Source organism: Opitutia bacterium, from assembly GCA_016217545.1.
In the GTDB taxonomy this organism is placed as follows: domain Bacteria; phylum Verrucomicrobiota; class Verrucomicrobiia; order Opitutales; family Opitutaceae; genus Didemnitutus.
The window spans coordinates 331,864-356,569 of the sequence record JACRHT010000017.1 but is presented as its reverse complement, the minus strand read 5'-3'; the positions used below and the strand labels follow the sequence as shown (position 1 = coordinate 356,569).

Sequence of the window (24,706 nt, the reverse complement as noted above, 5' to 3'; positions counted from 1 at the left end):
CATGAAAACTGCTTTTGTCCGTCTCGTGCGGGGAATGTTGCTGGCTGCTCTTGTCACCACCGCGAGCGCCACGCCGAAACGATTGTCCATCGTCGACCGCATCATCCTCGACGACGCCGGTCGCGTGATCCAGTTGCGCGGCGGTAATTTGAAGGGCGCGACCGTCACGGAGGCCGCGGACTTGAAAAACAACCTCAAGATGAACTTCGCGCGACTGCCGATCGAATGGAACGACGACACGCGCGATTCGGGCCACGCTTCCGGCTTGAAGCAGACTTACCTCGACCAGATCGACGACTGGGTGCAGGCGCTCTCCGGCGCGGGCATCTGGTTCGTCCTCGAGATGCGGGTGGACGATCCGACGTCCAAGCTGCGCGACCTCTACAGCCCGACGGGCACGACCTACCTGGCCTTCCAGAAAACCTGGGTCTATCTGGCCGCACTCTACAAGGACACGGACTACGTCGCGGGCTACGGACTGCTCGCCGAGCCGAGCGCGAGCGCGTTCGATTCGGAGCCGTGGAGCGTGTTGACCACCTTCCAAAAGGCGCTGATGGACCAAATCAGCGCGCCGGTCGCGAGTGGCGGCGCGGGCGATACCTGGACGCCGTTTTTCGTCGGAACCGATTTCAACTACGACACGATGCAATTCCGTTACGATGGCTACTACACGGCCCTCGCCTCCTACCACGGTCGCTTGATCTACGAGGTGAACGTGCTGATGCCCAAGCCGTGGATTCAGGATGGCAGCGCTCCAGACGGCGTGCCGCCGGGTAATGCGACCTACCCGCAGGCCACGCAGACGGATTTCACGCCCCTGATCACGCTCCAGCTTGGCGACAAGGACGACGCGGGCAACGACCTCGTGCTGCCACGCGACACCGAGAAGGTCTTCAACCTGCGCCGGAAGGAGCCGACCAAGTTTCCCCTGATGCTGTGCCAGAATTTCCTCGCTTGGTATCTGCAGTGGGCGGTGGATTTCTCGGCGCGCAATGCCGTGCCGCTCTATCTCGACCAGTTCGGCGCCGATATCCGGGCCGACGATCAACTCGGCTACGAGCGCGACTTGATCGAGGTCGCCGAACGCGCTGATCTGCCGTGGACGCGCTGGGGCTACACGGCCGGGCAGCCCGGCCGAAAGATCGTCGGCAACACCGACGTCACCGCGCTCTACACCACCGTCGGCGCGCAGGCCGTGAGCGGCCAGCTCATGGTGTGGCAGCCCGACACCACCGGACTCGTGCGCATCGAGGCCGTCAGTTACGGCGCTGCCGTTGCGGGACCGGCACACGACTGGAGCTATTTGTCGGTGGCGAATGCGCTCGGCCGTGGCGCCGTGCGCGCGCTGCCCGCGGACGATGTCTCGAAGAGCGCCGCCAATGCGCCGCGGATGGATTTTCGCGTGAACTTCGCGCAGACGGGAACGTATTACGTTTGGGTTCGCCTGAAAAATGGCACGACGTCGACGGGAGTCTGGTTCGGCCTCGATGGCACGGCTTCGTCGCAGAAACTCAGTTCCGACGTGCCCACCTCGTGGCGCTGGGTGCGCGGCCAGGGCAACGTCGCGCCGTATGCGTCCGTGACCGTGACGACCGCGGGATTGCACACGTTCAACCTCTGGATGAATCGCTCCGGCGTCGCGGTGGACGACATCATCCTGACGCCATCGTCGACTTGGACGCCGCCGGGCACGCTGCCGGACTATTCGTTGCGCACGATCGACGCGCCGCTGCCGCCGTGATCGGTTGCCGGGTGCCTGGATGCGGCGGATGAAGCGCGCAGCTCATCCGCCGTTCGGGCGAGCGGCCGGGCTCAGGTCGCCCGCTCGTTGTTCGCGCGGATGAAGGCGATGAGCTCGTTCACGCGTCCGAACGCGACGCACGTGACGGTATCGGCGCCGCCATAGTAGATCGCGAGGCGGCCGGTCGTGCCATCGACGAGCGCGGCGCAGGGAAAGCAGACATTCGGCACGTCGCCGGTGGTTTCGTAGGGCATCCACGGCGCGATCAGATACGGCGCGGCGCGCGCGATCACCTTCCAGGGTTTTTCCAAATCGAGCAGCGCGGCGCCGAAGGAGTAGACGTAGCCGTTGCAGGAGCGCTGCACGCCGTGATACAGCAGCAGCCAGCCTTCGGACGTTTCGATCGGCACGGGGCCGGCGCCGATCTTGAGCGATTGCCAGCCCTTCTCGATGCGCACGGGGCTCATCACGTGGCGGTGGCGGCCCCAGAATTCGAGGTCGGGGCTCTCGCTGTAGAAAATATCGCCGAATGCGGTGTGCCCGTTGTCGCTCGGCCGGCTGAGCAGCGCGTAGCGGCCGCCGATGCGCCGCGGGAAGAGCACGCCGTTGCGGTTGTAGGGCAGCAGGGCGTTCTCGAGTTGGTGGAATTTTTTGAAATCTTCCGTCCACGCGACGCCGATCGTCGGGCCGTGATAGCCGTTGCACCAGGTGACGTAGTAGCGGCCGTCGATCGGCGTTACGCGCGGGTCGTAGCCGTAGACCATGCCGCCGAGTTCGGGATCGGCGCCTTCGAGCGTGAGCGGCTGCGGCGCGATGTCCCAGCTCAGCGCATCGGAGCTGAAGCCGGCATGGATGCGCATCTGCACGGCGCGGTTGTCGACCCGGAACACGCCGGCGAAGCCGCCGCGGAACGGCGCGACCGCGCTGTTGAAGATGCTGTTCGACGTCGGCAGGTGGTCGCGGCGGATGACCGGATTGCCGGAAAAGCGCCAGAGAACCTCCGAGGAGTTCGCCGGACGCTCTTCCCACGGGATGTTGGGCAGGGCGGGAGCGGAAACGGTGATGGGCATAAAATCAGGACTGCGGCTTCGGCGCGGCTGCGGGTGCCGCGGAGTCCGGCGGCAGCGTGTAGAGCCGGGGCAGATCGCGCTCGAAAAGCGTGAACGGATCGGCGTGGAATTTTTTGAAATCCTCCGCGCCGGGCTCGCCGGGGAGCGGGATCCAGTGCTGTTCCTCCGATGCGTTCTGCCAGAAGAGCACGTAGGCGAGACCGCGCAGCGCGGGATCGTCGCGCAACAGCGGGAGCAGTTCGCCGGTGAAGTAGTCGGGCTTGCCGTTCTGGCGCCAGCCGGCCTGCGGACCCGTCTCGGTGAGTGCGGCGAGCTTGCCGCGCTTCGCCGCCTCGGCGACGGCGAGGCGCAGGCACGGCACGGCGCGCGCGAGGTCGCTCTTCGAGTAGAAATCGTAGCCGAGCAGGTCGACCCACTCGTCGCCGGGATACCGCTCGAAGTAGGTTTCGGGCGAGGCGCGGCGGTTGGGCGAATAGGCCCAGAGCAGCTGGTGCAGGCCGCGGGTGTTGCGCAGGTGATGGACGGTGAGGCGCCACAGCGCGATGAATTCGTCTTTCGTGCAATACGGCTGACCCCACCACATCGTCGCACCGGTGTGTTCGTGCCACGGACGGAAAATCACCGGCACCGCGCGGCCGTTTTTATCGCGGAGCGTGGCGAGAAAACCGGCGAGGTCGTCGAGCATCGCGAGGAATTTTTCGTGGTGGCTGCCGCCCGGCAGGATCGCCGCGACCGCGGGCGTGTGGTCGTTGTAGCCGCCGCCGGAGACGGGGTTGGCGGCGTGCCAGCTCAGCGTGATGACGGCGCCGCGCTCGAAGGCCGCCACAATGTCGCGCCGGGCATCGGCGCGACGATCGGGCTCCGCGACGAGCAGGCTGAAGTCCCAGCTGTGCACCGCCGGAAAATCGCCCACGAGCACGCGCACGTCGGAGCGCTCGGCTTGCCAGCGCCAACCGGCGCCGCGCGCTGTCGTGTGGTGATGGCCGACGAGGATGTGGTCGCGCGCGACGGTGCCGAGATTCGCGAAGAGCGCGCGTGTTTCGGCGGTCGCATGCTCGTCGATCGGCTGAGCCCGGAGGCTGAGCGCAAGGCAGGTGCCGACGAGGAAGGGGAGGACGGAATTTTTCAAAGGTGGGGCAAGACGCGCGGCTGGTAGTTGGGCCCGTGCAGACGCTTGTCGTCGGGGCGCGGCCAGCGCACACCGTAGGCGCCGCCGGCGGATTCGGCGCGCGCCTTGTAGCCCCACGTGTGGAGGCAGCTCGCGCCGAGCCAGGCGAGGAGTTCGTTGCGGAGTTCTTGCTTCAGCGCGGCATGGGTGGGATCGTCCCAGAGGTTGCGGGATTCGTGCGGATCGCTCCGGAGATCGTAGAGTTCGCCTTCGGGCTGGCCGTGGTAGAGGACGAGCTTCGCCGTCGCAGAGCGGATCATCAGGAGGTAGTTGTCCTCGCAAAACACGTGGCGCCGGGCCGGCACTGGTTCGGTGCGCAGATAGCCGGCGAGCGATTGCCCTTCCAGTCGCGCGGGCACAGTGACGCCCGCGAGTTCACAGACGGTCGGACCGAGGTCGATGAGCGAGACCAATTGCGGGACGACGCAGCCGCCCGGTGCCCCGGGGCGAAAATCGCGCACGACGAGCGGCACGTGCGTGACCTGGTCGAACATCAGCCATTTGTAGGCGAGATCGTGGTCGCCTAGCATCTCGCCGTGGTCGGAGGTCACGATGACGACGCTGTTCGCCAACAGGCCTTTTCGTTCGAGTGCGGCGACGACGCGGCCGATCTGCTCGTCGACGAGCGTCACCTTCGCGTAGTAGTGCTTCCGCATGCGGCGGATGTCCGCGTCGGTCGCGCCGGCGAGATCGATGCGCGACTCGTGGTCGACCTGCGCGTGGAAATCGCGGACGGCGGCGTGTTGCGGCGGAGCGCGCTCGAAATCGTGCGGCCGATCCACGGGCGCGGGGAATTCCGCTTCGCGTCCGTCGTAGGCGGCGAGGTGGCGCGGCAACGGATCCCACGGTTCGTGCGGGCCGGGAAAACCGATTTGCAGGAATGTGGGGCGCGTGGGATCGGCTTCGCGTTCGATCCAGGCGACGGCGGAGTCGCCGGTGAAGACGTCGCTGTGGAGGCGTTCGTCGAGGTGCCACGGCACGGCTTGAAATTTTCTGGTCCACTCCGGGTCGGTGCGGTGCCGGAAGTTGGGCCGGGCGTGACCGTGCAAGGCGAGGTGACGCCCCCACGCATCGTCGCCGTTACCGCCGTCCCGTGAGGTCGAGGTGGGATTCTCCACGATCAGGCGCTCGTGAAAACCAGCGGAGGCGTCGCGCGGCTGGAGGTGCATCTTGCCGAGGTTGACGCAGTAGTAGCCGGCGTCGGCGAGATCCTGCACCCAGAGCCGCTGGTGCGCCCAGTTGTTGAAGGAATAGCAGCCGGTGTTGTGCGCATACATGCCGGTGAAGAGCGCGGCCCGCGAGGGTGTGCAGGTGGCGCCGGCGGCATGGCAGTTCGTGAAGGAAACGCCGCCCCGCACGAGCGCGTCGAGGTGCGGCGTGCGCATCCAAGGATGGCCTTGGGCGGCGATCGTGTCGGCGCGCTGCTGGTCCGTGAGGATGAGAATGATGTGCGGACGGGAGGTCATGCCGCACCGTTGCCCGGCGCGTCGGCGCCGTCGGTGGCGCGCGCCGACGCGATCAGATCCGCGAGGCTGCCGGTGGCGAGGCACTGCACGTAGTCGGCGCCGCCGTAGTAAACCTTCACGCTGCCGTCGGCTTCGGGAATCACCGCGCCGGGGAAGACCACGTTCGGCACTTGGCCGATCATCTCGTAGGGCTCCTCGACCCAAAGGATCGGGTGGGCGCCGCGGGCGATGACGCGCCACGGCTGCTCGAGGTCGAGCAGCATCGCGCCCGCCGCGTAGTTGACGCCGTTGCAGTGAGGGAAAACGCCGTGGTAAACGATCAGCCAGCCCTCCGCGGTGCGGATCGGCGGTGCGGCGGGACCGATTTTCTTGTGTTCCCAGAAACGGTGCGGATGGGCGACCGGGCGGGTGTGTCCCCAGAAATGCAGGTCGGGCGACGCGGAGATCCAGATCGATCCGCTACCGTTCGGATGCTGCGGCCGGTGGAGCATCCAGTAGAGGCCGCCGATCTTCTCGGGAAAGAGCACGGCGTTGCGGTTCTGGATGTGGTGCGGAAAACTGACGTGTTGCGCCGAGCGGAAATCCGGGGCGAGCCGCGCGAGCCCGATGCGGCAGCCGCTCTTCGAAACGGCGGCGTAGGTCAGGTAGTGCTCGCCTTCGAGCGGGTTGATGCGCGGATCCCACCAGGTGCCGAGACCCGGCGGGGCGATCTTGGTGGCGTCGGCGAATTCAGCCTGCCGCTCGGTGTCGCAGAGGACACGCAGCGGCTCGGCGTCGGGCGTGAACTGCACGCCGTCGCGGCTGCGCGAGATCCAGGCGTGGTGGCGCTTGCTCGGTTCCTCGACGCGGCTGGCCATGATGTAGTTGCCGTCCGTGGTCTTCACGACGCCGGAGTTGTAGACGCCGGCGCAGGGGAACGGCATACCGCGGGGATGCAGGATGGGATTGGCCGGATGTCGCTCGAGCACGCGCTTGCTCGGCTTCGATGAGGAATGGGGCATGGACCGAGTCTAGGCTCCGGCGGTGGCGGCGGCCATGAGCTTGAGCGGCAGGAATCTGAAACTCTTTCGCTAGCTCTGAGCGGCGTCGCCTTTCCAGCTGCGCGCCTTCTCGCGATAGCGACGCGGGGTCTCGCCGGTGATGCGCTTGAAAAGCACGCACAGATATTCCGGGTATTCGATGCTGGTCGCCTCGGCGATCTCGGCGATCGAGGCGTCGGTCTCGGCGAGCAATTCCTTCGCGCGCTGCACCTGCGCGTAGCGGATCTCCGCTTGCGGCGAACGCCGGAGGTAGTTGCGGAATTTCCGTTCGAGCACGCTGCGGGAGACGTGCACTTCGCGCACCACTTCGTCGACGGTGAGACCGCGGCAGGCGTGCTCGCGGATATAGTGGAGCGCGCGCGCGACTTTCGGGTCGCCGATGGCCAGGACGTCGGTTGAGCGGCGGGCAACGACCTTCAGCGGCTCGACGAGTTCGCCGGACTCTTTCGCCGCCTCGCCCTTCATCGCCGCATGCAGTAACTCCGCGGCGCGGTAGCCGATGCGGTTAGCGTTCACGGCCACGCTCGACAAGGACGGGTGGCAGAGCTCGCAGCGCGACGATTCGTTGTTCGCGCCCAGCACGGCCACCTCTTCGGGCACGACGATGCCGGCCTGCTGGCAGGCGTTGATGACCTGGATGGCGCGCAGATCGTTGCACGCCATGACGGCGACAGGGCGAGGGAGGCGCCGCAGCCAGTCCACGATCACGGCTTCCTGCGCGCTGTTCCAGTCGGGCGCCTGCTTGCCCGGATAATCGGTCTCGAGCACGTCGCATTGCTGGCCGCCGAGCGTCACCGCCTCGACGAAGCCGTGGCGCCGCTCCTGCGACCACGAGGTGTTGGCGAAACCGCAGAAACCGAAGTGCGCGTAACCTTTCTCGAGCAGGTGCTCTGCGCCGACGTGTCCGATCGCGACGTTGTCGGGCCGCACCTTCGGCACGCCGGGGAACGCCTCGGGATTATCGCGCAGGTCGACCAGCGGAATCCGCCGGCGCCGGCACTGCTGGGCGATGGCCGCGCTCGTTGGTCCGCAGATCACGCCGTCCCATTCCTGGCGGAACAACCAGTCCGGCTCCTGCACGCTCACGGCCTGATCGTCGACGAAGGCGAGCCACGGCCCGTGCCGTTGCTCGAACTGCGCAATCCCGCGGAGGATCGCCTGGTTCTCCTCGAAGCGCGTGCGGATGACGACGGCGACACGTTTGGCGGGGCTCATGGCGGCAGCAAAGAATATCAGGTGACAGCAAGCAAGACGCCGCGCAGCGTCGCCGGTTTCCTCCGAAGAACTCCCCGGCGAACCGAGTGGAATTCACAGAATTTCGCCGAAAGAACTCATTCAATCCGACCGCCTCGAACCGCTAAGCTCCGGTGATGTCACCCCAAGCCCCTCACCCCCGACTGGCGTCGCGTCCCCGCACCGCGCGCCGCGCGATCCCGTTTCTCGCGCTTTGCGCGGCGTCCGCCGTGTGCGCACAGACGACTCCGCCGGCCAAACCCGGCGAAGAAGTCGTGCAACTCTCCGTCTTCGAGGTCTCGGCCACCACGTCGCCCAGCTACCATACGGCGCAGACGCTCAGCGGCAGCCGCACGGTGGAGGAAGTGCGCGATCTGCCGCTCTCGATCCAGGTCATCAACCCGCAGCAACTCGCGGATTTCAACGTCACGGATTTCCGCAACCTCGGCCCGCTGCTCGTCGGCGCGGAGAGCACCGAACAGACGAACAGCGACCGCGCGGTCAACCTTCGCGGCTTTCAGAGCGACACGCAGCTCACGAATTTCTTCATCCGCTACCTGCCGAGCGACACCTATAACGCGGACCGCATCGAGGTGATCCGTGGCGCAAATTCGCTCATCTACGGCGAGGCGGACCCCGGCGGTCTGCTCAACGTCGTGACCGTCCGCGCCCGCTTCGACAACCGCAGCGCCGCGCTCTCGTATCGCGCCGGCTCCGACGATCTCAACCGCGCGACCATCGACGTGAACGCCGGCAACAAGCGCTTCGCCCTCCGCGCGCTCGGCCTCTACCACAGCAAAGGCAGCTGGGAGCACTGGACCGGAGATCTGCGCCGCAACGTTTTTCTCACCGGCGGCCTGCGCCTGTTCGACAGTCGCGTGACGGTGCGCGGCGACATCGAATACGGCGAACAGCGCGTGCGCGGCCCGAGCACGGTGCCGACGTTCAACTTCACCACGGCCGACCAGGCCAAGGCGATCCCCGCCAGCCTGCTCGCGTATCTCACCGACAGCCTCTACGCCCGCGTGCCGGCGAACGGCACGCTGAAAAGCCTGCTCGGTTACCCCGTGCCAGAATCGATCGTGCCGATCGGCACGAAGTTCGAGGGGCCGGACGACATTGGTCGCCGCCGCTATCGCAACGTGTTCGGCGAAATCCAATTCGTGCCGACACAAAACTGGCAACTGCTGCTCACCGCCAACTACCAGCAGATGAACTTCCTCAACGACGTCGCGCGCAATACCGGCACCGTGCGCTACGCGGCGAGCACCGGCGTGTTCACGGTCAACCGTAGCTGGGGTCGCCGCACGATCGATGAGGGCGCGCGCGGTGTGCGCTTGTTCTCCTCCTACGAACTCGATCTCGGCTGGACGCACCAGCGCCTCATCACCGCGGCGGACTACAACCGCCACGATGTCGACTCCATCAACGACGAACTCTACACCCTCGCGACGAACGCGGCCGTGACCGAAGTCTTCACGCTCACTCCCGGGGCGCTCGATAACGACCGGCTCGCCGTGGTCGCCTATCCGAGCGGCCTCGCTGGGACTGGCTACCGTCCGCTCACGAACAACGGCAACAATCTCAATCGCGTCGACGCCTACGCCGGCCTGGTCGCCGCGTCCGGATCCTACCTGAACGGCCGCTTGCGCACGCTGCTCGGCGCCCGTTACGACAAATTCGACAACGAGCAGCGCGACCCGATCTTTGCCGGCAACACGCGCACCTTCGGCTCCGCGCGCACTACCAGCGACAGCCGCGTGAGTCCGACGCTCGGCGCGCTCGCGCACGTCACGAAGCACTTCTCGCTCTTCACGACATATTCCGAGTCGCTCAAGAACACGAACGGCTTCCGCTTCGACGAGAACAACCAGGTGCTGCCGCCACAGACGGGCAAGGGCACCGAGGGCGGCGTGAAGCTCGATCTGTGGGACGCGCGGGTGAACGCCCAGCTGTCCGCCTTCGACATCGAGAAGACCAACATCGCGGAGAACAAGACGATCACCACGAACGATCCCGTCACCGGCCTGCCGGTCTCGCGCGTCGTCAGCGTGCCCGGACAAACCGGCCGCTCGAAGGGCTACGAGGCGCAAGTCGACGTCGACCCGACGCCGCAGTGGACGGTATCGGGCGGCTTCGCCTACACCGACGCAAAGATCACCGCCTCGGCCACCGATCCGTCGAGCGTCGGCCGGCGCTTCCAGGGCGGGAAAAAATACGCGTTCAACCTGCTCACGCGCTACGCCTTCGCGGACGGCCCGCTCAAGGGATTCAACGTCGGCGGTGCGCTGAAGTATCGCAGCCAGCCGTTCTTCGCGAACGTCAACGGCGTCAATGTCTACCTCGACGAGAGCACGGTCGCGGACGTGTTCGTCGGTTACCGCGTCAAAGTCGGCAAGCGTGTGACCTGGCGCTCGCAGCTGAGCATCGGCAACGTGCTCGATGTGCAGGACCGCTACACGAACGGCGGCTCCGTGCGCTACACCGAGCCGCGCAGTGTGCAGTGGACGAACACGCTCTCGTTCTGACGTAACCCTCCCGGCGCGCCCCGCGTCGCTGGGAGGACTCTTGCTTTCATGAAAAAGTCACCTCGCATCCTTGCCCCGGCCCTCGCGCTTCTGACCGCGACGGCGGCGCTCGCCGCCGGGCCGAAGCGCCCGAACGTGCTGTTCATCGTCTCCGACGACCTGCGGCCCGAACTCGGCTGCTACGGCGCCGACTACATGCACACGCCGAACATCGACCGCCTCGCGAAGACCGGCACGCTGTTCGAGCGTCCCTACGTGCAGCAGGCCGTCTGCGCGGCGACGCGCGCCAGCTTTCTCACCGGCTGCCGCCCGGACACCACGGGCGTCGACTACCCCTACACGAAATATTTCGTCGATACCTTCCTGAAGGAGAAGCCCTCGCTCATGCGGCACTTCATGGAGCAGGGCTACCACGTGCGCACCTTCGGCAAAGTGCATCACGGGCTCATCGAGCCGCTCTCCGAGCCGCATTTCAAACCGAAGGCCGGTTACTACGTGCTGCCGGAGACGATCGCTCGCACCGGTGGAAAGAAAGGCGACGCCGCGAAGGGACAGTCGCCGGTGTCCGAATTCGGCGACCTGCCCGACGACGCCTATCAGGACGGTCAGATCGCCGACGCCGCGGTCGAGACCATCGGCCGCGTGGCGAAGCTCGACGAGCCGTTCTTCCTCGCCGTGGGTTTTCAGAAACCACACCTGCCGTGGGTCGCGCCGAAAAAATACGCCGATCTCTACGACCGCGACACCGTGCCGATCTCACCCAACCCGCAGGCGAACGCCGGCGTGCCGGAATACGCGACCTCGCACCACGCCATCACGAAGTTCGCGGGTTATCCGAGCGATGAGGTCACGGAGGCGCAGCAACGCGAGTTGCGGCGCGACTACTTCGCCTGCGTGAGCTTCGTCGACGCGCAGGTCGGGCGGGTGCTCGAGGCGCTGGAAAAATCCGGCGCGGCGGCCAACACCATCGTCGTCTTCATCGGCGATCACGGCTGGCATCTCCAGGATCACGGCATGTGGGGCAAGACGACCAACTACGAACGCTCGACCTGGTCGCCGCTCATCGTGCGCGCGCCGGGATTCGCCGCCGCGCAGCGCTCGAACGCGCTGGTGGAATACGTCGATATCTACCCCTCGCTGCTCGACCTCTGCGGCCTCGCGGTGCCGGACTACCTCGAGGGCACGAGCTTCAAGCCGCTGCTCGCGAAGCCGGACACGCCGTGGAAGACGGCCGCCTTCAGCCAATTTCCCCGCCGCAACACGGTCGAGGGCTACGCCATCCGCACGGACCGCTATCGCTACGTCGAATGGCGCGACAAGAAGAGCGGCGCCGTCACCGCCTGCGAACTCTACGACCGTCAGGACGACGCGAACGAAACCATCAATCTCGCCGATCAGCCGGGGCGCTCCGTCCTGCTCGCCGAGCTGGCGCGGCAGTTGCACGCGGGCTGGAAGGCCGCTCTGCCGGCCGGGATCACCAACCGCTCGAACAATCCGCCGGCGCCGCCCAGCCCCAAGCTGCGCGATTCAGAAAACGAACCCGACTGAGCCGACGATGCGCGCTCGTTCCAATTCACGACGGGCTTGGGCGACCGCGCTGTTGGCCGGGGCGTGGGGCATCGCCGGAGCCGCTACGCCGACCCGGCCCAACGTGCTCTTCATCGCCGTCGACGACCTGCGGCCCGAGCTCGGCTGCTACGGCAGCGCGTTCATCAAGACGCCGAACATCGACCGTTTCGCGCGCACGGCCGAGGTCTTCGAGCGGCACTACACGCAGTTCGCGGTCTGCATCCCGTCCCGCGTCGCCCTGCTCACCGGCCTGAGTCCGGAGCGCACGCACCAAACCTACGGCCCGCCGGTGTGGGAAAAGGTGCCGGGCGCGCAGCCGTGGGGGCGCACCTTCCAAGCCGCGGGCTATGCCACCGTGTCGCTCGGAAAAATCTGGCACGTCGAAGGCGGCGTGCTCAGCGACACGTTCGACGTCCTGCAGAAAACTGATCGAGGCCGCGGCTACGGCGATCCGGCGAACGACGCGAAGTTGAAAGCCTGGCAGGAAGCGAAGCGCGCCCGCGGTGGCAATCGCGGCGACGACAACGACCTGCCCGGCGGCGCCCCGATCGCGGAGGGCGTCGACCAGCCGGACAGCGCCTATATGGACGGCGCACTGGCCGACGACGCCATCGCGCAACTCGCGTGTCTCAAGTCCGACGGCCGGCCGTTCATGCTCGCGGTGGGTTTCCACAAGCCGCACATCCCCTTCGTCGCGCCGAAGCGCTACTGGGATCTCTACGACCCCGAAAAGCTGCCGCTCGCTGCGAATCCCCGCGCGCCGCGCGATGTGCCGGCGATCGCCTGGAGCAACAATCCCAATTTCCACAATTACGACTACGACGGACACACGCCGCTGCCGAAGGGCGGCTGGGAGGCGCAGCAGATGCCGGAAGCGACGGCGCGTTGGATCCGCCACGGCTATTTCGCGTGCGTGAGCTTCGTCGACGCGCAGATCGGCCGCGTGCTCGACGCGCTCGAACGCGAAGGCCTCGCGGAGAACACCATCGTGGTGCTGTGGGGCGACCATGGTTTTCACTTGGGCGATCTGAACCTCTGGGGAAAGCAGACGAATTTCGAGGAGGCGGCGCATTCGCCGCTCATCGTGCGCGCTCCCGGTCTCACGACAGCGGGCACCCGTTCCGCCGCGCTAGTCGAGACGGTCGATGTGTTGCCGACGCTCGTGGAACTGTGCGGCATCACGCGACTCCCCGTGACCGACGGCACGAGCTTCGCTCCGGTGCTGCGCGAGCCCGGTCGGGCGTGGAAGGACGCCGTTTTCCATGTCTTCGATCGCAAATGGACGTTCGAGGACGAGTCGCGCAAGGAACTCGTGATCGGCCATGCCGTGCGCACGGCGGACTACCGGCTCATCGAATGGCGGCGGGGCTGGAGCCTCGCCGGGGAGCGGGTCGCGGTGGAACTCTACGACTACGCCGCCGATCCGCTCGAGACCCGGAATCTCGCGGACGACCCTGCGCACGCAGCAGTGCGCGCGCAACTCGAGGCCCGGCTTCGCTCCGGTCCCGCGCGGCTGAATCCCTGAGGCGAGCGTGCCGGTGCGCGCTCGCGCCGCGCCGGACCGCGGAGCCGCGCAGCGAATTCTCAGAAGGGAGCGGCGCGTTCCCAGTGAGCGTGTCGCTCGGTCGTGTTAGCGTGCGGGTCACCCCTCGCAGCGCGTGCCCGTGTTGGGCGCGCCGGAAAGTCTCCCCATGCAATCTGTCTCCTTCATGTCTCGTTTCGCGCGCGGCCTCGGTGCCGTCGCGCTCGCCGGCTGGACCGGCCTCGTATCCGTCCTCGCGTTTTCCTCGTCCGATCAGGCGCCGTGGGTGCCGATCGGCATGGGTGGCAACGGCTACATCGACGATCTCGACGTCCTGACCGCGCCGGGCGGCACGCGCGGGCGCTATTTCGTCGCGACCGGCGTGGATTCCGGCGGCGTGTGGGTGAGCTTCGACGAGGCGCAGAGCTTCGTGCCGCTGGGCGGCCCGACCTTCGCCGGCACGGCGGGTGAAGGCAAAGCGAACGGCAACGTCGTGAAGTTTGTCGCGGCCGACCCGACCGGTCGCACGGTGCTGGTCGGCACCGACAGCAAGGAGGTGTTCCGCTCCTATGTCTCCCCGACCACCGGTGAGCTTCTGCTCGCGCCCGTCACGCCGCCGAGCGGCGGTTTTTCCCAGGCGATCAGTGTTTTTCAAACGGCACCGTCCGACGCGCAGGTGATGTATGCCGGCGGCGGCAACCGCCGGGTCTACTACAAGGGCAAGATCGGCATCTCCGAGTCGCTGCCCGCGATGTGGAAAAGCACGGACGCCGGCCAGTCGTGGACGGAGATGGCGGCACTCCCGATCCCGAGCGGCGTTTATGGCACCGTCTGCAACATCGCCGTGCATCCGACGGACTCGTCCATCGTCCTCGCCGCGACCGACCAGGGACTCTACAAGTTCGCCGCCGGGTCTTGGACGCGGCTCGGCGCGCCGGGCACCAACCAGCTGCCGCATCGCGCGGTCTTTGGCGTGTGCTTCGATCCCGCCTCGACGACCGGGCAGATCATCTACGTCACGATGATGCCCTACGATGACATGGAGACGTTCCTGCTGACCGATGCGATTCCGCCGGGCGAGACCGGCAATCGCGGCGGCATCTACAAGTCGACCGACGGCGGCGCCACGTGGTCACAGCTGAGCGTCGGCTTCACGCCGCCAGCGGGGAGTTTCTCCGACACCGGCTTCTTCTACAACGTGCAGGTGAGCGCAGGTTCGTCGACGCGGGTGTATGCAACCTACGCCGCGAAAACCGCGGCGGCGCGCGGCGTCTTGCGCAGCACGAATTCGGGCACGTCGTGGACGCTCGTCAGCGAGTCCGACCCGAACGTCACGCTCGACTATCAGGGCGTGTTCCGTCCGGCGATCCTGGGCGTGTGGGCCGAGTCGTCGAGCAACGACCACGTGTTCGTCACCGGCGACGTGGCGAGCAACTACAAGAGCGCGGATTCGGCGGTCTCGTTCCGGTCGTTCACCTCCAGCGTGAGCGGAGGCGCCTACCGCGGTTGGGGCCTCGAAGGCGGGCGCGGCAAATACCTCAGCCTCGCAGCGGGCGATCCGACGAAAATGTTCTGCGCCGACACCGACCGCGGTTTCTGGACCAGCGCCAACGGCGGCACGAGCTGGACGCTGCGCTTCAATCCCGACAACGCCACGCAAGGCAAGGGCCGCTTCATCCTGCCCGATCCGGACAACGCCAGCATCGTCTACGCGGCCTCGGCCTATCGCACGATCGACTTCGGCGTGCCCCCGCGCGACGTGCCCCACTTTTTCAAGAGCACCGACGGCGGCGCGACGTTCTCGAACACGGCGCCCGGAGTGTTGAACGGCGTGACCGAAAACAACATTTGGGACATCGCGCTCGATCCCACCGTGCTCGCGTCCGGCTCCGTCGACGGCCAGCGCATCATCTACCTCTCCGCCGGCAGCAAGGCGCAGTATCGCGTCGAGGCGGTGCTGAACACCACAGCCAAGACCTACGACGTCTACGTCGACGGCAAGCTCCTCACTTCGACCCCGTTCGCCTTCGAAAACAGCGCCGCCGGCGCGATCTCGAAGCTGGAGTTCCAGATTCCCAGCGGCACGGCGGCGACGAAGTTCTTCGCCGACAACGTCGGCCTCTACGCCTCGTATTACGACCAGACCGCGCCCGCGAGCCTCAGCACCTTCGAAAGCGACACGACCGGCGGCGCGCCCGCGGGTTGGGCGATCAGCGGCGCTGGCAGCGCGGTGGTCGCCGAGATCCCGCACACGAGCCCGAAGGTCCTGGAAATGGCGACCGCGACCTCCGCGCAGAGTGTCACCGCCGGCGTGACGCTGGGCAGTGCGCTCTCAGGCGACATGGTGCTGGTGCGGTTCGACGTGATCCTCGACGACAGCACGACGACGAAGCGCGCGGTGATCTACGGTGGCGGCACCAACAAGGCGGCTTCGCTCGTCTTCGTGAACGACGGCCTGAAGGCCGCCAACGGCTCGGGTTCGCTGCCGAAGATTGCCAGTGTCGAAAATCGCTACGTGCATCGCGGAATCTATCGGAGCATCGACGGCGGCGCGACGTGGAGCGACCTGTCGAACGGCCTGCCCGGCGGTTCGCATCTCTCGCACGTCCGGGTCGATCCGAACACGGCCACGACTCTCTACTGCAGCGACGAGCGCACCAACGGCGGCCTCTACCGCAAGGTCGGCTCTGCGGCGTGGACGAAACTGTTCCCGACCGGCGCGATCTCGTTCGCGAAGATCGGGGCGATCGCGGCCGTGAGTCGCAGTGGCGTCACGCACCTCTACGCCGGGGTGAACGGCGGCACCAGCGCGGGCCTGTGGAAGAGCACCGACGGCGGCAGCACGTGGACGCAGCAGCTGAATCCCGCCATGAACACCACGCTGTTTCCCGACGGACTGCCGGCCGACCTGACGTTCTCGCACATCGAGACCGGAACGGGCGACGAGGTGGTCGTCGCCAGCTCCTATGGCGTCTTGCGCACCACGAATGCCGGCACGAGCTGGGCCTGGTTCAACGACGGCATCCCGAACGCATCGACGGAGTTCGTGCGGACCGCGACCGTCGACGGCGTCAAGCGCCACTACGTCGGCATGCGCACGGAGGGCTTCGGCGTCCGCTACAAGATGCCGCTGGACGTGGCGTTCAAACGGAAGTCGGGCGGCACTTGGGTGAACGACTGGCGCCACATCCCGACGCTCGCGCGCGTCGGCACGCAGGCCTACATCGACGCCGCCTATCAGCTCGACGCGTTGCCGAGCGCCGGCGCGGTCTGGCTGTGCACGACCTCGATGGATGACCGTTCCGACACGAGTTCTTCGCTCCTCAAGCTCCAACCCGCAGTGAGCTGCCAAGTCTACGTGGCCGTGCCGACCGGCGCCACGCCGGGCTGGCTCTCGGCGCAGGGTTTCTCGAAGCAGACGACAACGATCTCGATCACCGAACGCGGCTCGACGACGGCGACGACGCTCGATGTCTGGAAAGCGACAGTGACTAGCGGCACCGTGACGCTCGGCGGCCTCAAGAACGGCGGCAACACGCTGGCGGCGGTGAACTACCTCGTGTTCCTCGAGCCAAACTGAGCGCTCCGCCCTGCAAACCACCGTGGGTGCGCCCGCTTCGCCTCGTCAGAAACTTCCCGCCGTCGCCGCGCGCTGGCTTGCGGCGGGGCGCGGAGGGCGTTTCGTCGTGCGCATGTTCCGAGTCGTATTCCGCGCCGTCGCGTGCATGTCAATCGTCCTGCCGCTCGCGTTGCGTGCCGCGGCAGCGTCATTTCAGCCGACGGTGGCCAACACGTTCGTGCCGGCGGCCGAGCCGCCGTCGGGGATGGTGTGGATTCCGGGTGGCGAATTCTCGATGGGCCTCGCGGAAGTCGGACCCGAACTCTGCGGGCCGGGCGGCACGACGGGTTCCGACGCGCAGCCGATTCATCGCGTGGCCGTAAACGGATTCTGGATGGATGCGACGGAGGTGACGAACGCGGAGTTCGCCCGCTTCGTCGCCGCGACGGGTTACGTGACCGTCGCCGAGCGAAAGCCGCGCGCGGAGGATTATCCCGGCGCGCCCGCGGAGTTGCTCGTGCCCGGTTCGGTGGTGTTCCTGCCGCCGGCGCGGCCGGTGCCGCTGACCAATGCGCTCGTGTGGTGGCGTTACGTGCCGGGCGCGGATTGGCGTCATCCGCAGGGCCCGGGCAGCTCGCTCGATGGTCGGGAGAAATTTCCGGTGGTGCACGTGTGCTACGAAGACGCCGAGGTTTACGCGCGGTGGGCGGGCAAACGCCTGCCGACGGAAGCGGAATGGGAATTCGCTGCGCGTGGTGGACGGCCAGGGGAGCGTTTCACCTGGGGCAGCGAACTCGTGCCGGACGGTCGCTGGATGGCGAACATCTGGCAGGGCGAATTCCCCTCGCACAACGCGGCCTCTGATGGCTTCGCGGACCTCGCGCCGGTGGCCTCGTTTCCGCCCAATCCCTATGGGCTGTTCGATATGGCCGGCAACGTCTGGGAGTGGTGCAGCGACTGGTATCGGCCCGACGCCTATGCCCGCGACACGGCGGAAGCGCACAATGGTGTGACACGAAATCCGCATGGTCCCACCCGCGAAGCGTCATTCGATCCTGGCGAGCCCGGTTTGGCGAAACGCGTGCAGCGCGGCGGCTCCTTCCTTTGTTCGGACCAGTATTGCATCCGCTACACGCTCGGTTCGCGCGGGAAAGGTGCTCCCGACACGGGCAGCGTGCACCTGGGCTTCCGCTGCGTGCGCGACGCGGCGGCGGTTGACTCTCCGTGACTGGCGCGCGACGGCCATCTTGGTCGGCTTCGTTTTCGATTTTGTGGGTCCTCGGCGTTTCGAACCATGCGTCTCGATAGGCGGTTGCATGGGAGATGCCGCCGGGAACCCGTCGAAAGAGACGCGTTCAGGAGAGAATGAACTCGATTCTCCGGTCCGTGGCCCGGCATTTTTGCTCCGCTTCGGGCCAGGGGCGAGGGGGCGCTGTCAGTTTTAGACAGGTTGGTTTGTCGCGCAGGTTGGCGGTTCCGTCTCGATGGGCTTCTCGCCTTTCACCTGCACTCCTTCGCGCCCGTCCTTCCGGCCTCGCGACGGTGAGCCTAACAAGCTGAGGATCGTGCGCCGGTAGGGGATTTGATTCGCCAGGCCCTCGAGTCGGTTGGGTGCGAGTGCCGGATTGCGGTGAGCGACACCGAGGCGCTGGCTCTTTCCCGCGCAAGCGCCCGATCCCGTCGCGAGGATGATCAAATGGGGGTTCGCTATGGCGCCCGTGGTTGAAAACTAGCGCGGCGCTCGGCTTACGACCACGGACGTCTACTACTTGGCCGGTGCGATCGGCACTGACACGAAGGCTGTGTTGAAGCGTCACGCTGCAAGCCAGCAGTCAACCGATCCGCGCGGGCCATGGCGCGACTCTACAACGGCACGGCGCGCTGCTCTGAAAGGCAGCGCGTTATTGCTAGCGCCGCTCGATCCTTGCGGCTCGGCCGTGCTTGAGTGTGGCGGCTTTGGATTTCCGATTGTTCTGTTTGGCTTTTCCCGGCTCGCGTTTCCGAGTGGAGCGCCCGGCGATTTCGCGGACACGCGCGAGAGCGCCCGGCACGAATGCTCCTTGGATCAGCATGTTCTTCGTGACCTCGGGCACTCCCTTTTCTCCACGCAGAATCATTCCGGACAACAGATCCGTCGCGGTGCGACCGATCCACTCGCCGCGTTCGTCGATGCCGCCGTCGGGACGGTTGGGGCCGACGTCGACCAAGGCGTAGGCGAACGGCGGCGGCTCGCTGCGATAGATCCGGGCCGCGGTTTCCTTCAGGCGGTCGATTTCCGGCGTGATGATCACATCAGGCTTTTCCTGCTCGAGCCAATGGATCAGCAGACTGCGGTAATCAATGTTGCCGGGCGGGGTGACCAGCGGGCGCACGATTTCCGTGCCGCCGTAGGCGTTGTGCCAAGCGAGTGCCGCCGTGAAGTTGTGCCGCACGCGCTGCTCCATTTCATAGGAGATATCGAGGCCGATGCGCCGGTAGCCGCGAATCGTGAGTTCGCGGCAGAGCAGCATCATGTTGTTGAATTGGTCCGACACGACGCGGCAAAACTCGGGACTGATCACGGAGTGGCTCGTGGAGACGACCGAAAACTGATTCCACGCCAGCACGTCGTCGCAAACCACCGGAGTGCGCAACGGCAACAGCAGCAGACCTTCGACTCCGCGGCTGAGGAGCACGCGCTCGAGCCGCTCTGGACTGCCGGCATAGTCGGCGAGATTGAGCAGATCGAAGCCGAAGCCGAGTTCGGTGGCGCGCGCGCGCGCGCCCTCGGCGATGCGCCCGACCCAATCGTGACGACGGGACGATGTGTGATCCGTGAGCCCGCAGATCATCGCCTGCAAGCGATGTGAGCGGCGGATGCGCAGATGATGCATGAGTCGCGACACCGTGGGGTCCGGTCGGTAGCCGCGCTTGAGCGCAAGCCGCTGGATACGTTTGCGCGTCGCGACGGAAATCTTGGGATTGTTGCGTAGCGCGAGCGAAACAGTCATCGATGTCACGCCGGCTTCCTTGGCCAGCGAACGCGTGGTGGGGGCGGGCGACAAATTCATCGTTTACTGCATAGTTACGAGGAGCCGGGCGAAGCAAGACCGACGTTGCCAATCGCAGATGCGGCGCGTTGTGTCCGGGCAATGGCAAGCCCTGTGAACCAGTCAGCAGTTTCGCCCGCCGTCACCCGCGCTCGGGCCGGCCGACAGCGAGTCAGAGCGGGACGCGATGTGCGCCTCGCGATCGGCCGGGCTCGATAGTCCTCATGCCTTACAAGCTTTGCATGGTCGGCTGCGGCTGGTTCGCAAACCATCAGTATGGTCCTGCGATCCGCCAGCTGATCGCGCAGCACGCGGAGTGGGAATTTTCCGCTTGCTGTGACGTGGTCGAGCAGAAGGCGCGTGCCTTCGCCGAGGCATTCGCCGCGCGGCGAACTTACACGGATTTGCTCGCCATGTGCCGGGAGGAAAAGCCGGACGTCGTGCTCATGGCCGTGCCCAGCGGCGTGATGTTCGAGGCGGCGTTGCGGGTATTGCAGGAAGGGGTGCCATTGCTGTTGGAGAAGCCGCCGGGGCTCACGCTCGAGCAGTGGGCGAGCTTGGAGGCGGTGGCCGTGCGTGACCGCGTGCCAAACCAAGTAGCCTTCAACCGTCGACACATGCCAGCGCTCGGACGCGCTCGCGCTGTTTTGGAGGAGAAATTCACGCAGGCGCATATTAGCCGCATCAGCTACACGATGTTGCGGTGCGGCCGGCTGAACGAGGATTTCTCCACTACGGCCATTCATGCCCTCGACACGCTCCTGTTTCTCGGCGGCAGCCCCTTCACCGAGGCGCAGTTTCGTTTCGGACCAGTGGAGCGTGGGCAACCGGTGCGGATCACGCTGGATGCGGTGGCGCAGTCGGGTATCCGCTCGCATTTGGACATTCTGCCGGACGCCGGTCGCAGCGTGGAAATGATCTCGGTGGACGCGGCGGGGCAGACGCTGGAAATCCGCCTGGCCGCGACCCCAGAAGCCGATTTGCAGGGCGAAGTCGATTACTGGCGGCGCGGTGTGCGGCACGCGGTGTATTCCGATGCGGCGTCGCCCGTCCATTCGCGCAGCGGCGTCTACAACGAGATCGCGGCCTTTTGCGCCGTCGTGGCGAGCGCGACGGGGCGGCCGGCGCCGACGCTTTCGGAGTGCGGACAGCAAGTGGCTTTGATGGAGGCGATCCGGTCGCGTCGCACCGATCGACTGGTGTGGGACAGCGACGCGCGAAGATTGGTATCCGTCGAATAGGATTATGCAAAATCCGACAAGCTGGTGGAGCGGAGGCGACACAGCGGCGACGACCTGCCGCCGTGGCTTTGTGGGTTTAGCCCGCGTCGGCTGGCAGCGAACAGGTTTAGTGTATCTGGCCTTGGCCTGCGCTGCGATCTCACTCGTGGCGGCGGAACCAGTGACGGTTCCCGGGCGGGGCGATGGCTGGCGGATAATCGGTCCCGGCGGCGGCGGCGCGACTTTTTGTCCGGTGATCAGCCCGCACGATCCGAACCTGTTCTTCGTGGCGTGCGACATGACCGGAGCCTACGTGTCGCGCGATGCGGGTGTCTCGTGGCGGATGTTCAACCTGCAGGAAGTCGTGCGCGAGTTCGCCTTCGACGCGCGCGATGCCGACACGGTCTATGCGCGCGGTAACTGTCTTTGGGTGAGTCGTGATCGCGGTCGGGCTTGGACGAAATTGTTGCCGGCTGAGAGCGAAGCAGACGAGCCGGTCGCGGTGGGCGATCACGCGGATATCAATCAGTTCACGCGCGACGGTCGTGCGTATCGGGTCACCGCGTTGGCCAGCGATCCGGCGATACCGAACGCGATTCACGCGGCGGTGCAGTTGGGCGAAGAGCAGACCTTGGTGTCGTCGAATGACGGCGGACGCACTTGGACGCGGCGTGCGACGCTAGCGCGACGTCCCATAGCGCTGATCGTCGATCCGAGTTCGCCGCTGGTGTCGCGCACACTGATTGCGGTGCAGGCGAGCGGGCTCGTCGTTTTTCGAGGGGAGGAGCATACGGATTATGCCGCGCCGGCCGGCCTGACGATTGCCGGCGTGGCGGCGGCGCACGATTCCATCGCGAACGTGACAACGATCTACGCCGTCACGGGCGGGGATGATTCGCGCCTACTTGTCTCGCGCGACAACGGCGCGCAATGGACGGACCTTTCAGCGCATCTGGTAACAAATTTTCCGGGCACGCGGCGGGTCGATTTCCGTGCCGTGGCGGTGCCGCGCGACGACGCGACCGTGGTGTATCTCTCCTTTAAAGGTCTGATCGGAGCGGATGGCAGCGAACGGCTGGGCGTGGCGCGGAGCGATGACGGAGGACACACTTGGATTTTCCCGTGGCTGGATCGGGTTGTCCCTGACGCGCTGGCTGCAGACAAGGAGAAGGGGGCCATCGCGGGTTGGATCGACGAGCATTTCGGACCGGACTGGGGCGAGAATCCGTTGGCGATGAGTGTTGATCCGCGCGACGCTCGCCGGGTGTTGGCGACTGACTTCGGCCGCACGATGCAGACGACCGATGGTGGTCGGACCTGGCAGCAGGTGTATACGCGGGCCAGCGGAACAGGCGGATGGATGTCGCGTGGTCTTGATGTTACCAATGTTTATGCGTTGAAGTTCGATCCGTTTGACGCCCGGCACGTCCTGATGGCGTGCACGGACATCGGCCTACTACGCAGCCGGGACGGCGGCGAAAGCTGGAGCGCGGCTACTCCCGCGCCGGGCCTGCCGGCGAAATGGGAAAATACGACTTACGCCTTGGTATTCGACCCCGCCGTCCGGGGTAGAGTATGGGCTGCGATGAGCGGCACGCACGATCTACCGCGGGAGAAAATGTGGCGGAAGCGGGAGCCGAGGGCGTTCGACGGCGGCATCCTGTTTTCCGACGATGCGGGGGAGCATTGGCAGACCGCGAAGCTCGAGGTGGGGGAGGCGGCGGTGACGGATTTGTTGCTCGATCCGGAAAGCTCCGACACCCGGCGGACGTTGTATGCCTGCGCATTTGGTCGCGGCGTGTTGAAGTCCGTGGATGGAGGCGCGAGCTGGCAAAGCAAGAATCAAGGGCTGGATAGCCACGAGCCGTTGGCTTGGCGTATTTACCGGCGGGCCAGTGACCGCGCACTGTTTCTCGTGGTGTTCCGGCGCAAGGACGCCGCCCAGCCTTCCGCCGACCAGATCGGTGCAATCTATCGCTCCGTCGATGGTGCGGAGTCGTGGCAACGGCTTGCCTTGCCGGAAGGCGTCACCGCTCCGACCAGCCTGGCCATAGAGAGTCTGCCTGCCGGCACGCTGCTGCTGGCGGCGTGGGGCCGACGAGGAATCCAGTCGGCGAAGGGGGATTCGCAAGGCGGCATCTATCGTTCGACGGACGACGGGCGGACGTGGGCGCCGGTGCTCGTCGCGGACGCGCACATCGCGACTTTGACGACGGATACGCGAACGGGTGATCACTACGCCTGCGGATTCAACGGGAAAGCATATCGCTCGACGGACGAAGGTCGCCACTGGCAGACGATCGCGGGCTACGACTTCAAGTGGGGACAACGCGTCGAGCCGGACCCGAAAACTCCCGGAAAAGTGTTCATCCTCACCTATGGCGGAGGAGTGTGGCACGGACCGGTTGACGGCAGCGTCCGGCGCACGAATTCTTCGCGTTGATCTGAGCGCACGCCTCCCGGCACAGCATCATGATCACAGGGAACCCCACCGCGGGAAAAGTTGCGCTGATCACGGGCGGCGCGGGATTCATTGGCAGTCACCTCGCCCAGCAGCTGCTGCGGCGCGGCATGCGCGTGCGTGTGCTGGATAATTTCCGGACTGGATCACGCGCCAACCTCGAGGGCTTGGCAGTCGAATTGATCGAGGCGTCGATCCTCGATCGGCAGGCGGTCGCCAATGCGGTCGCAGGTGCGACGTGGGTCTTCCACCTTGCGGCCATGATCAGTGTGCCAGAATCCGTGCGCCAACCCCATGCGTGCGTCGAACTCAACGTCACCGGATTGCTCAATGTGCTGGAGGCCGCTGCTGCGGCTGGAGTGAAGAAACTGTGCCTGGCGAGTTCGGCGGCTGTTTACGGCGACAATCCCGTGGTGCCGAAGGTCGAGACGATGCTGCCGGAGCCACGCAGTCCCTACGCGGTGACCAAGCTCGACGGCGAATACTATTGTCGGCAGTTCGCCGAGGCCGGGCGTTTGTCCACGGCGGCACTGCGCTTTTTCAATGTCTTTGGCCCGCGACAGGACCCTGCGGGCCCTTATGGCGCTGCGATCCCCCTGTTCTTCCGCGAAGCGCTGGCGCAGCGTCCTCTCACGATCTTCGGCGATGGCGGACAGACCCGGGACTTCATCTACGTGGAGGATATTGTCGACGCGCTGATTTTTGTGGCGAGTCGGGAAGACGCCACAGGGGTCTTCAATGCGGGCTACGGCGCGCAGATCACGATTTTGGAGTTGGCGCAGGAAATTCTGCAGCTGACTGGTTCGCACTCCCCGATCCAATTCGCGCCTGTCCGCGACGGTGACGTTCGGCATTCGCGCGCGAGCATCTCGCGTTTGCGTGAAGCCGGCTGGGCACCGACGGGAACGTTGGCGGCAGGACTGCGCAAGACGCTCGCCACGCTTCGAGGGTAGCCGGGTCGGCACTCGCGACACGGTGCGGAGCGACTGCGAGTCGGCGAGCGGCTGCGGTGGCGCTCACGCCAAAGTGCTGGAAAAATTTCCGCGGGCCGGCGATCACGTGCCTGCAAGACACGGAATCTATGCGGCTACGCCGCGACA

15 protein-coding genes are annotated in these 24,706 nt (G+C 66.1%); 9 read left to right on the top strand and 6 right to left on the bottom strand.

Annotation, left to right across the window (positions count from 1 at the left end):
* Position 1: 1 nt before the first annotated feature.
* Positions 2-1,741 (top strand): cellulase family glycosylhydrolase, encoded by a 1,740-nt coding sequence (locus tag HZA32_17380; protein MBI5425852.1) that lies wholly within the window; start codon positions 2-4, stop codon positions 1,739-1,741.
* Positions 1,742-1,812: 71 nt separating this feature from the next.
* Here HZA32_17380 and HZA32_17375 read toward each other — a convergent pair whose 3' ends face one another.
* From HZA32_17375 to HZA32_17355, 5 genes are all read right to left on the bottom strand, one after another.
* A complete protein-coding gene (locus HZA32_17375) occupies positions 1,813-2,811 on the bottom strand; it encodes a glycoside hydrolase family 130 protein (GenBank protein ID MBI5425851.1) in 999 nt (332 codons plus the stop codon).
* 4 nt (positions 2,812-2,815) lie between these two features.
* Positions 2,816-3,940, bottom strand: coding sequence for a beta-mannosidase (locus HZA32_17370; protein MBI5425850.1), 1,125 nt, complete (start codon positions 3,938-3,940; stop codon positions 2,816-2,818).
* A complete protein-coding gene (locus HZA32_17365; GenBank protein MBI5425849.1) occupies positions 3,937-5,445 on the bottom strand; it encodes a sulfatase-like hydrolase/transferase in 1,509 nt (502 codons plus the stop codon). The genes HZA32_17370 and HZA32_17365 overlap by 4 nt, the downstream gene beginning before the upstream one ends.
* Complete coding sequence (locus HZA32_17360) at positions 5,442-6,446, bottom strand: glycoside hydrolase family 130 protein (GenBank protein MBI5425848.1); 1,005 nt, start codon at positions 6,444-6,446, stop codon at positions 5,442-5,444. The genes HZA32_17365 and HZA32_17360 overlap by 4 nt, the downstream gene beginning before the upstream one ends.
* A 69-nt stretch (positions 6,447-6,515) precedes the next feature.
* On the bottom strand, positions 6,516-7,700 hold the full coding sequence (locus HZA32_17355; protein MBI5425847.1) for a DNA-binding transcriptional regulator: 1,185 nt from the start codon (positions 7,698-7,700) through the stop codon (positions 6,516-6,518).
* Between the two features lie 155 nt (positions 7,701-7,855).
* Here HZA32_17355 and HZA32_17350 point away from each other — a divergent pair, with 155 nt between their 5' ends.
* From HZA32_17350 to HZA32_17330, 5 genes are all read left to right on the top strand, one after another.
* The gene (locus HZA32_17350; protein MBI5425846.1) at positions 7,856-10,246 is read left to right on the top strand and encodes a TonB-dependent receptor; all 2,391 of its coding nucleotides are present in this window, start codon (positions 7,856-7,858) and stop codon (positions 10,244-10,246) included.
* Between the two features lie 48 nt (positions 10,247-10,294).
* On the top strand, positions 10,295-11,794 hold the full coding sequence (locus tag HZA32_17345; GenBank protein ID MBI5425845.1) for a sulfatase: 1,500 nt from the start codon (positions 10,295-10,297) through the stop codon (positions 11,792-11,794).
* A gap of 7 nt (positions 11,795-11,801) precedes the next feature.
* Positions 11,802-13,340, top strand: coding sequence for a sulfatase (locus HZA32_17340; protein ID MBI5425844.1), 1,539 nt, complete (start codon positions 11,802-11,804; stop codon positions 13,338-13,340).
* A gap of 166 nt (positions 13,341-13,506) precedes the next feature.
* Positions 13,507-16,917: a hypothetical protein gene (locus HZA32_17335; GenBank protein MBI5425843.1), complete on the top strand. Its 3,411-nt coding sequence runs from the start codon at positions 13,507-13,509 to the stop codon at positions 16,915-16,917.
* A gap of 112 nt (positions 16,918-17,029) precedes the next feature.
* Entirely contained in the window at positions 17,030-18,124 is a 1,095-nt protein-coding gene (locus HZA32_17330) for a formylglycine-generating enzyme family protein (protein ID MBI5425842.1), read from the top strand.
* Between the two features lie 679 nt (positions 18,125-18,803).
* On the opposite strand, the gene HZA32_17325 is transcribed toward HZA32_17330, so the two are convergent.
* Positions 18,804-19,946 carry a LacI family DNA-binding transcriptional regulator gene (locus tag HZA32_17325; protein MBI5425841.1) on the bottom strand — a complete coding sequence of 381 codons (1,143 nt, stop codon included), beginning with the start codon at positions 19,944-19,946 and terminating at the stop codon, positions 18,804-18,806.
* 203 nt (positions 19,947-20,149) lie between these two features.
* On the opposite strand from HZA32_17325, the gene HZA32_17320 reads away from it, so the two are divergent.
* The 3 genes from HZA32_17320 to HZA32_17310 all read left to right on the top strand — a co-directional run bounded on the left by HZA32_17320 (position 20,150) and on the right by HZA32_17310 (position 24,559).
* Entirely contained in the window at positions 20,150-21,166 is a 1,017-nt protein-coding gene (locus tag HZA32_17320) for a Gfo/Idh/MocA family oxidoreductase (GenBank protein MBI5425840.1), read from the top strand.
* Between the two features lie 232 nt (positions 21,167-21,398).
* Entirely contained in the window at positions 21,399-23,588 is a 2,190-nt protein-coding gene (locus tag HZA32_17315; GenBank protein MBI5425839.1) for a hypothetical protein, read from the top strand.
* 29 nt (positions 23,589-23,617) lie between these two features.
* Positions 23,618-24,559: an NAD-dependent epimerase/dehydratase family protein gene (locus HZA32_17310; GenBank protein ID MBI5425838.1), complete on the top strand. Its 942-nt coding sequence runs from the start codon at positions 23,618-23,620 to the stop codon at positions 24,557-24,559.
* Positions 24,560-24,706: the final 147 nt, after the last annotated feature.

What these genes read in the sequence shown, in the direction of transcription:
- HZA32_17310 (MBI5425838.1), top strand. Translation starts at nt 23,618, where the DNA reads ATGATCACAGGGAACCCCACCGCGGGAAAAGTTGCGCTGATCACGGGC.
- HZA32_17355 (MBI5425847.1), bottom strand. Translation starts at nt 7,700, where the DNA reads ATGAGCCCCGCCAAACGTGTCGCCGTCGTCATCCGCACGCGCTTCGAG.
- HZA32_17365 (MBI5425849.1), bottom strand. Translation starts at nt 5,445, where the DNA reads ATGACCTCCCGTCCGCACATCATTCTCATCCTCACGGACCAGCAGCGC.
- HZA32_17360 (MBI5425848.1), bottom strand. Translation starts at nt 6,446, where the DNA reads ATGCCCCATTCCTCATCGAAGCCGAGCAAGCGCGTGCTCGAGCGACAT.
- HZA32_17380 (MBI5425852.1), top strand. Translation starts at nt 2, where the DNA reads ATGAAAACTGCTTTTGTCCGTCTCGTGCGGGGAATGTTGCTGGCTGCT.
- HZA32_17340 (MBI5425844.1), top strand. Translation starts at nt 11,802, where the DNA reads ATGCGCGCTCGTTCCAATTCACGACGGGCTTGGGCGACCGCGCTGTTG.
- HZA32_17375 (MBI5425851.1), bottom strand. Translation starts at nt 2,811, where the DNA reads ATGCCCATCACCGTTTCCGCTCCCGCCCTGCCCAACATCCCGTGGGAA.
- HZA32_17350 (MBI5425846.1), top strand. Translation starts at nt 7,856, where the DNA reads ATGTCACCCCAAGCCCCTCACCCCCGACTGGCGTCGCGTCCCCGCACC.
- HZA32_17330 (MBI5425842.1), top strand. Translation starts at nt 17,030, where the DNA reads ATGTTCCGAGTCGTATTCCGCGCCGTCGCGTGCATGTCAATCGTCCTG.
- HZA32_17320 (MBI5425840.1), top strand. Translation starts at nt 20,150, where the DNA reads ATGCCTTACAAGCTTTGCATGGTCGGCTGCGGCTGGTTCGCAAACCAT.
- HZA32_17345 (MBI5425845.1), top strand. Translation starts at nt 10,295, where the DNA reads ATGAAAAAGTCACCTCGCATCCTTGCCCCGGCCCTCGCGCTTCTGACC.
- HZA32_17335 (MBI5425843.1), top strand. Translation starts at nt 13,507, where the DNA reads ATGCAATCTGTCTCCTTCATGTCTCGTTTCGCGCGCGGCCTCGGTGCC.
- HZA32_17325 (MBI5425841.1), bottom strand. Translation starts at nt 19,946, where the DNA reads ATGAATTTGTCGCCCGCCCCCACCACGCGTTCGCTGGCCAAGGAAGCC.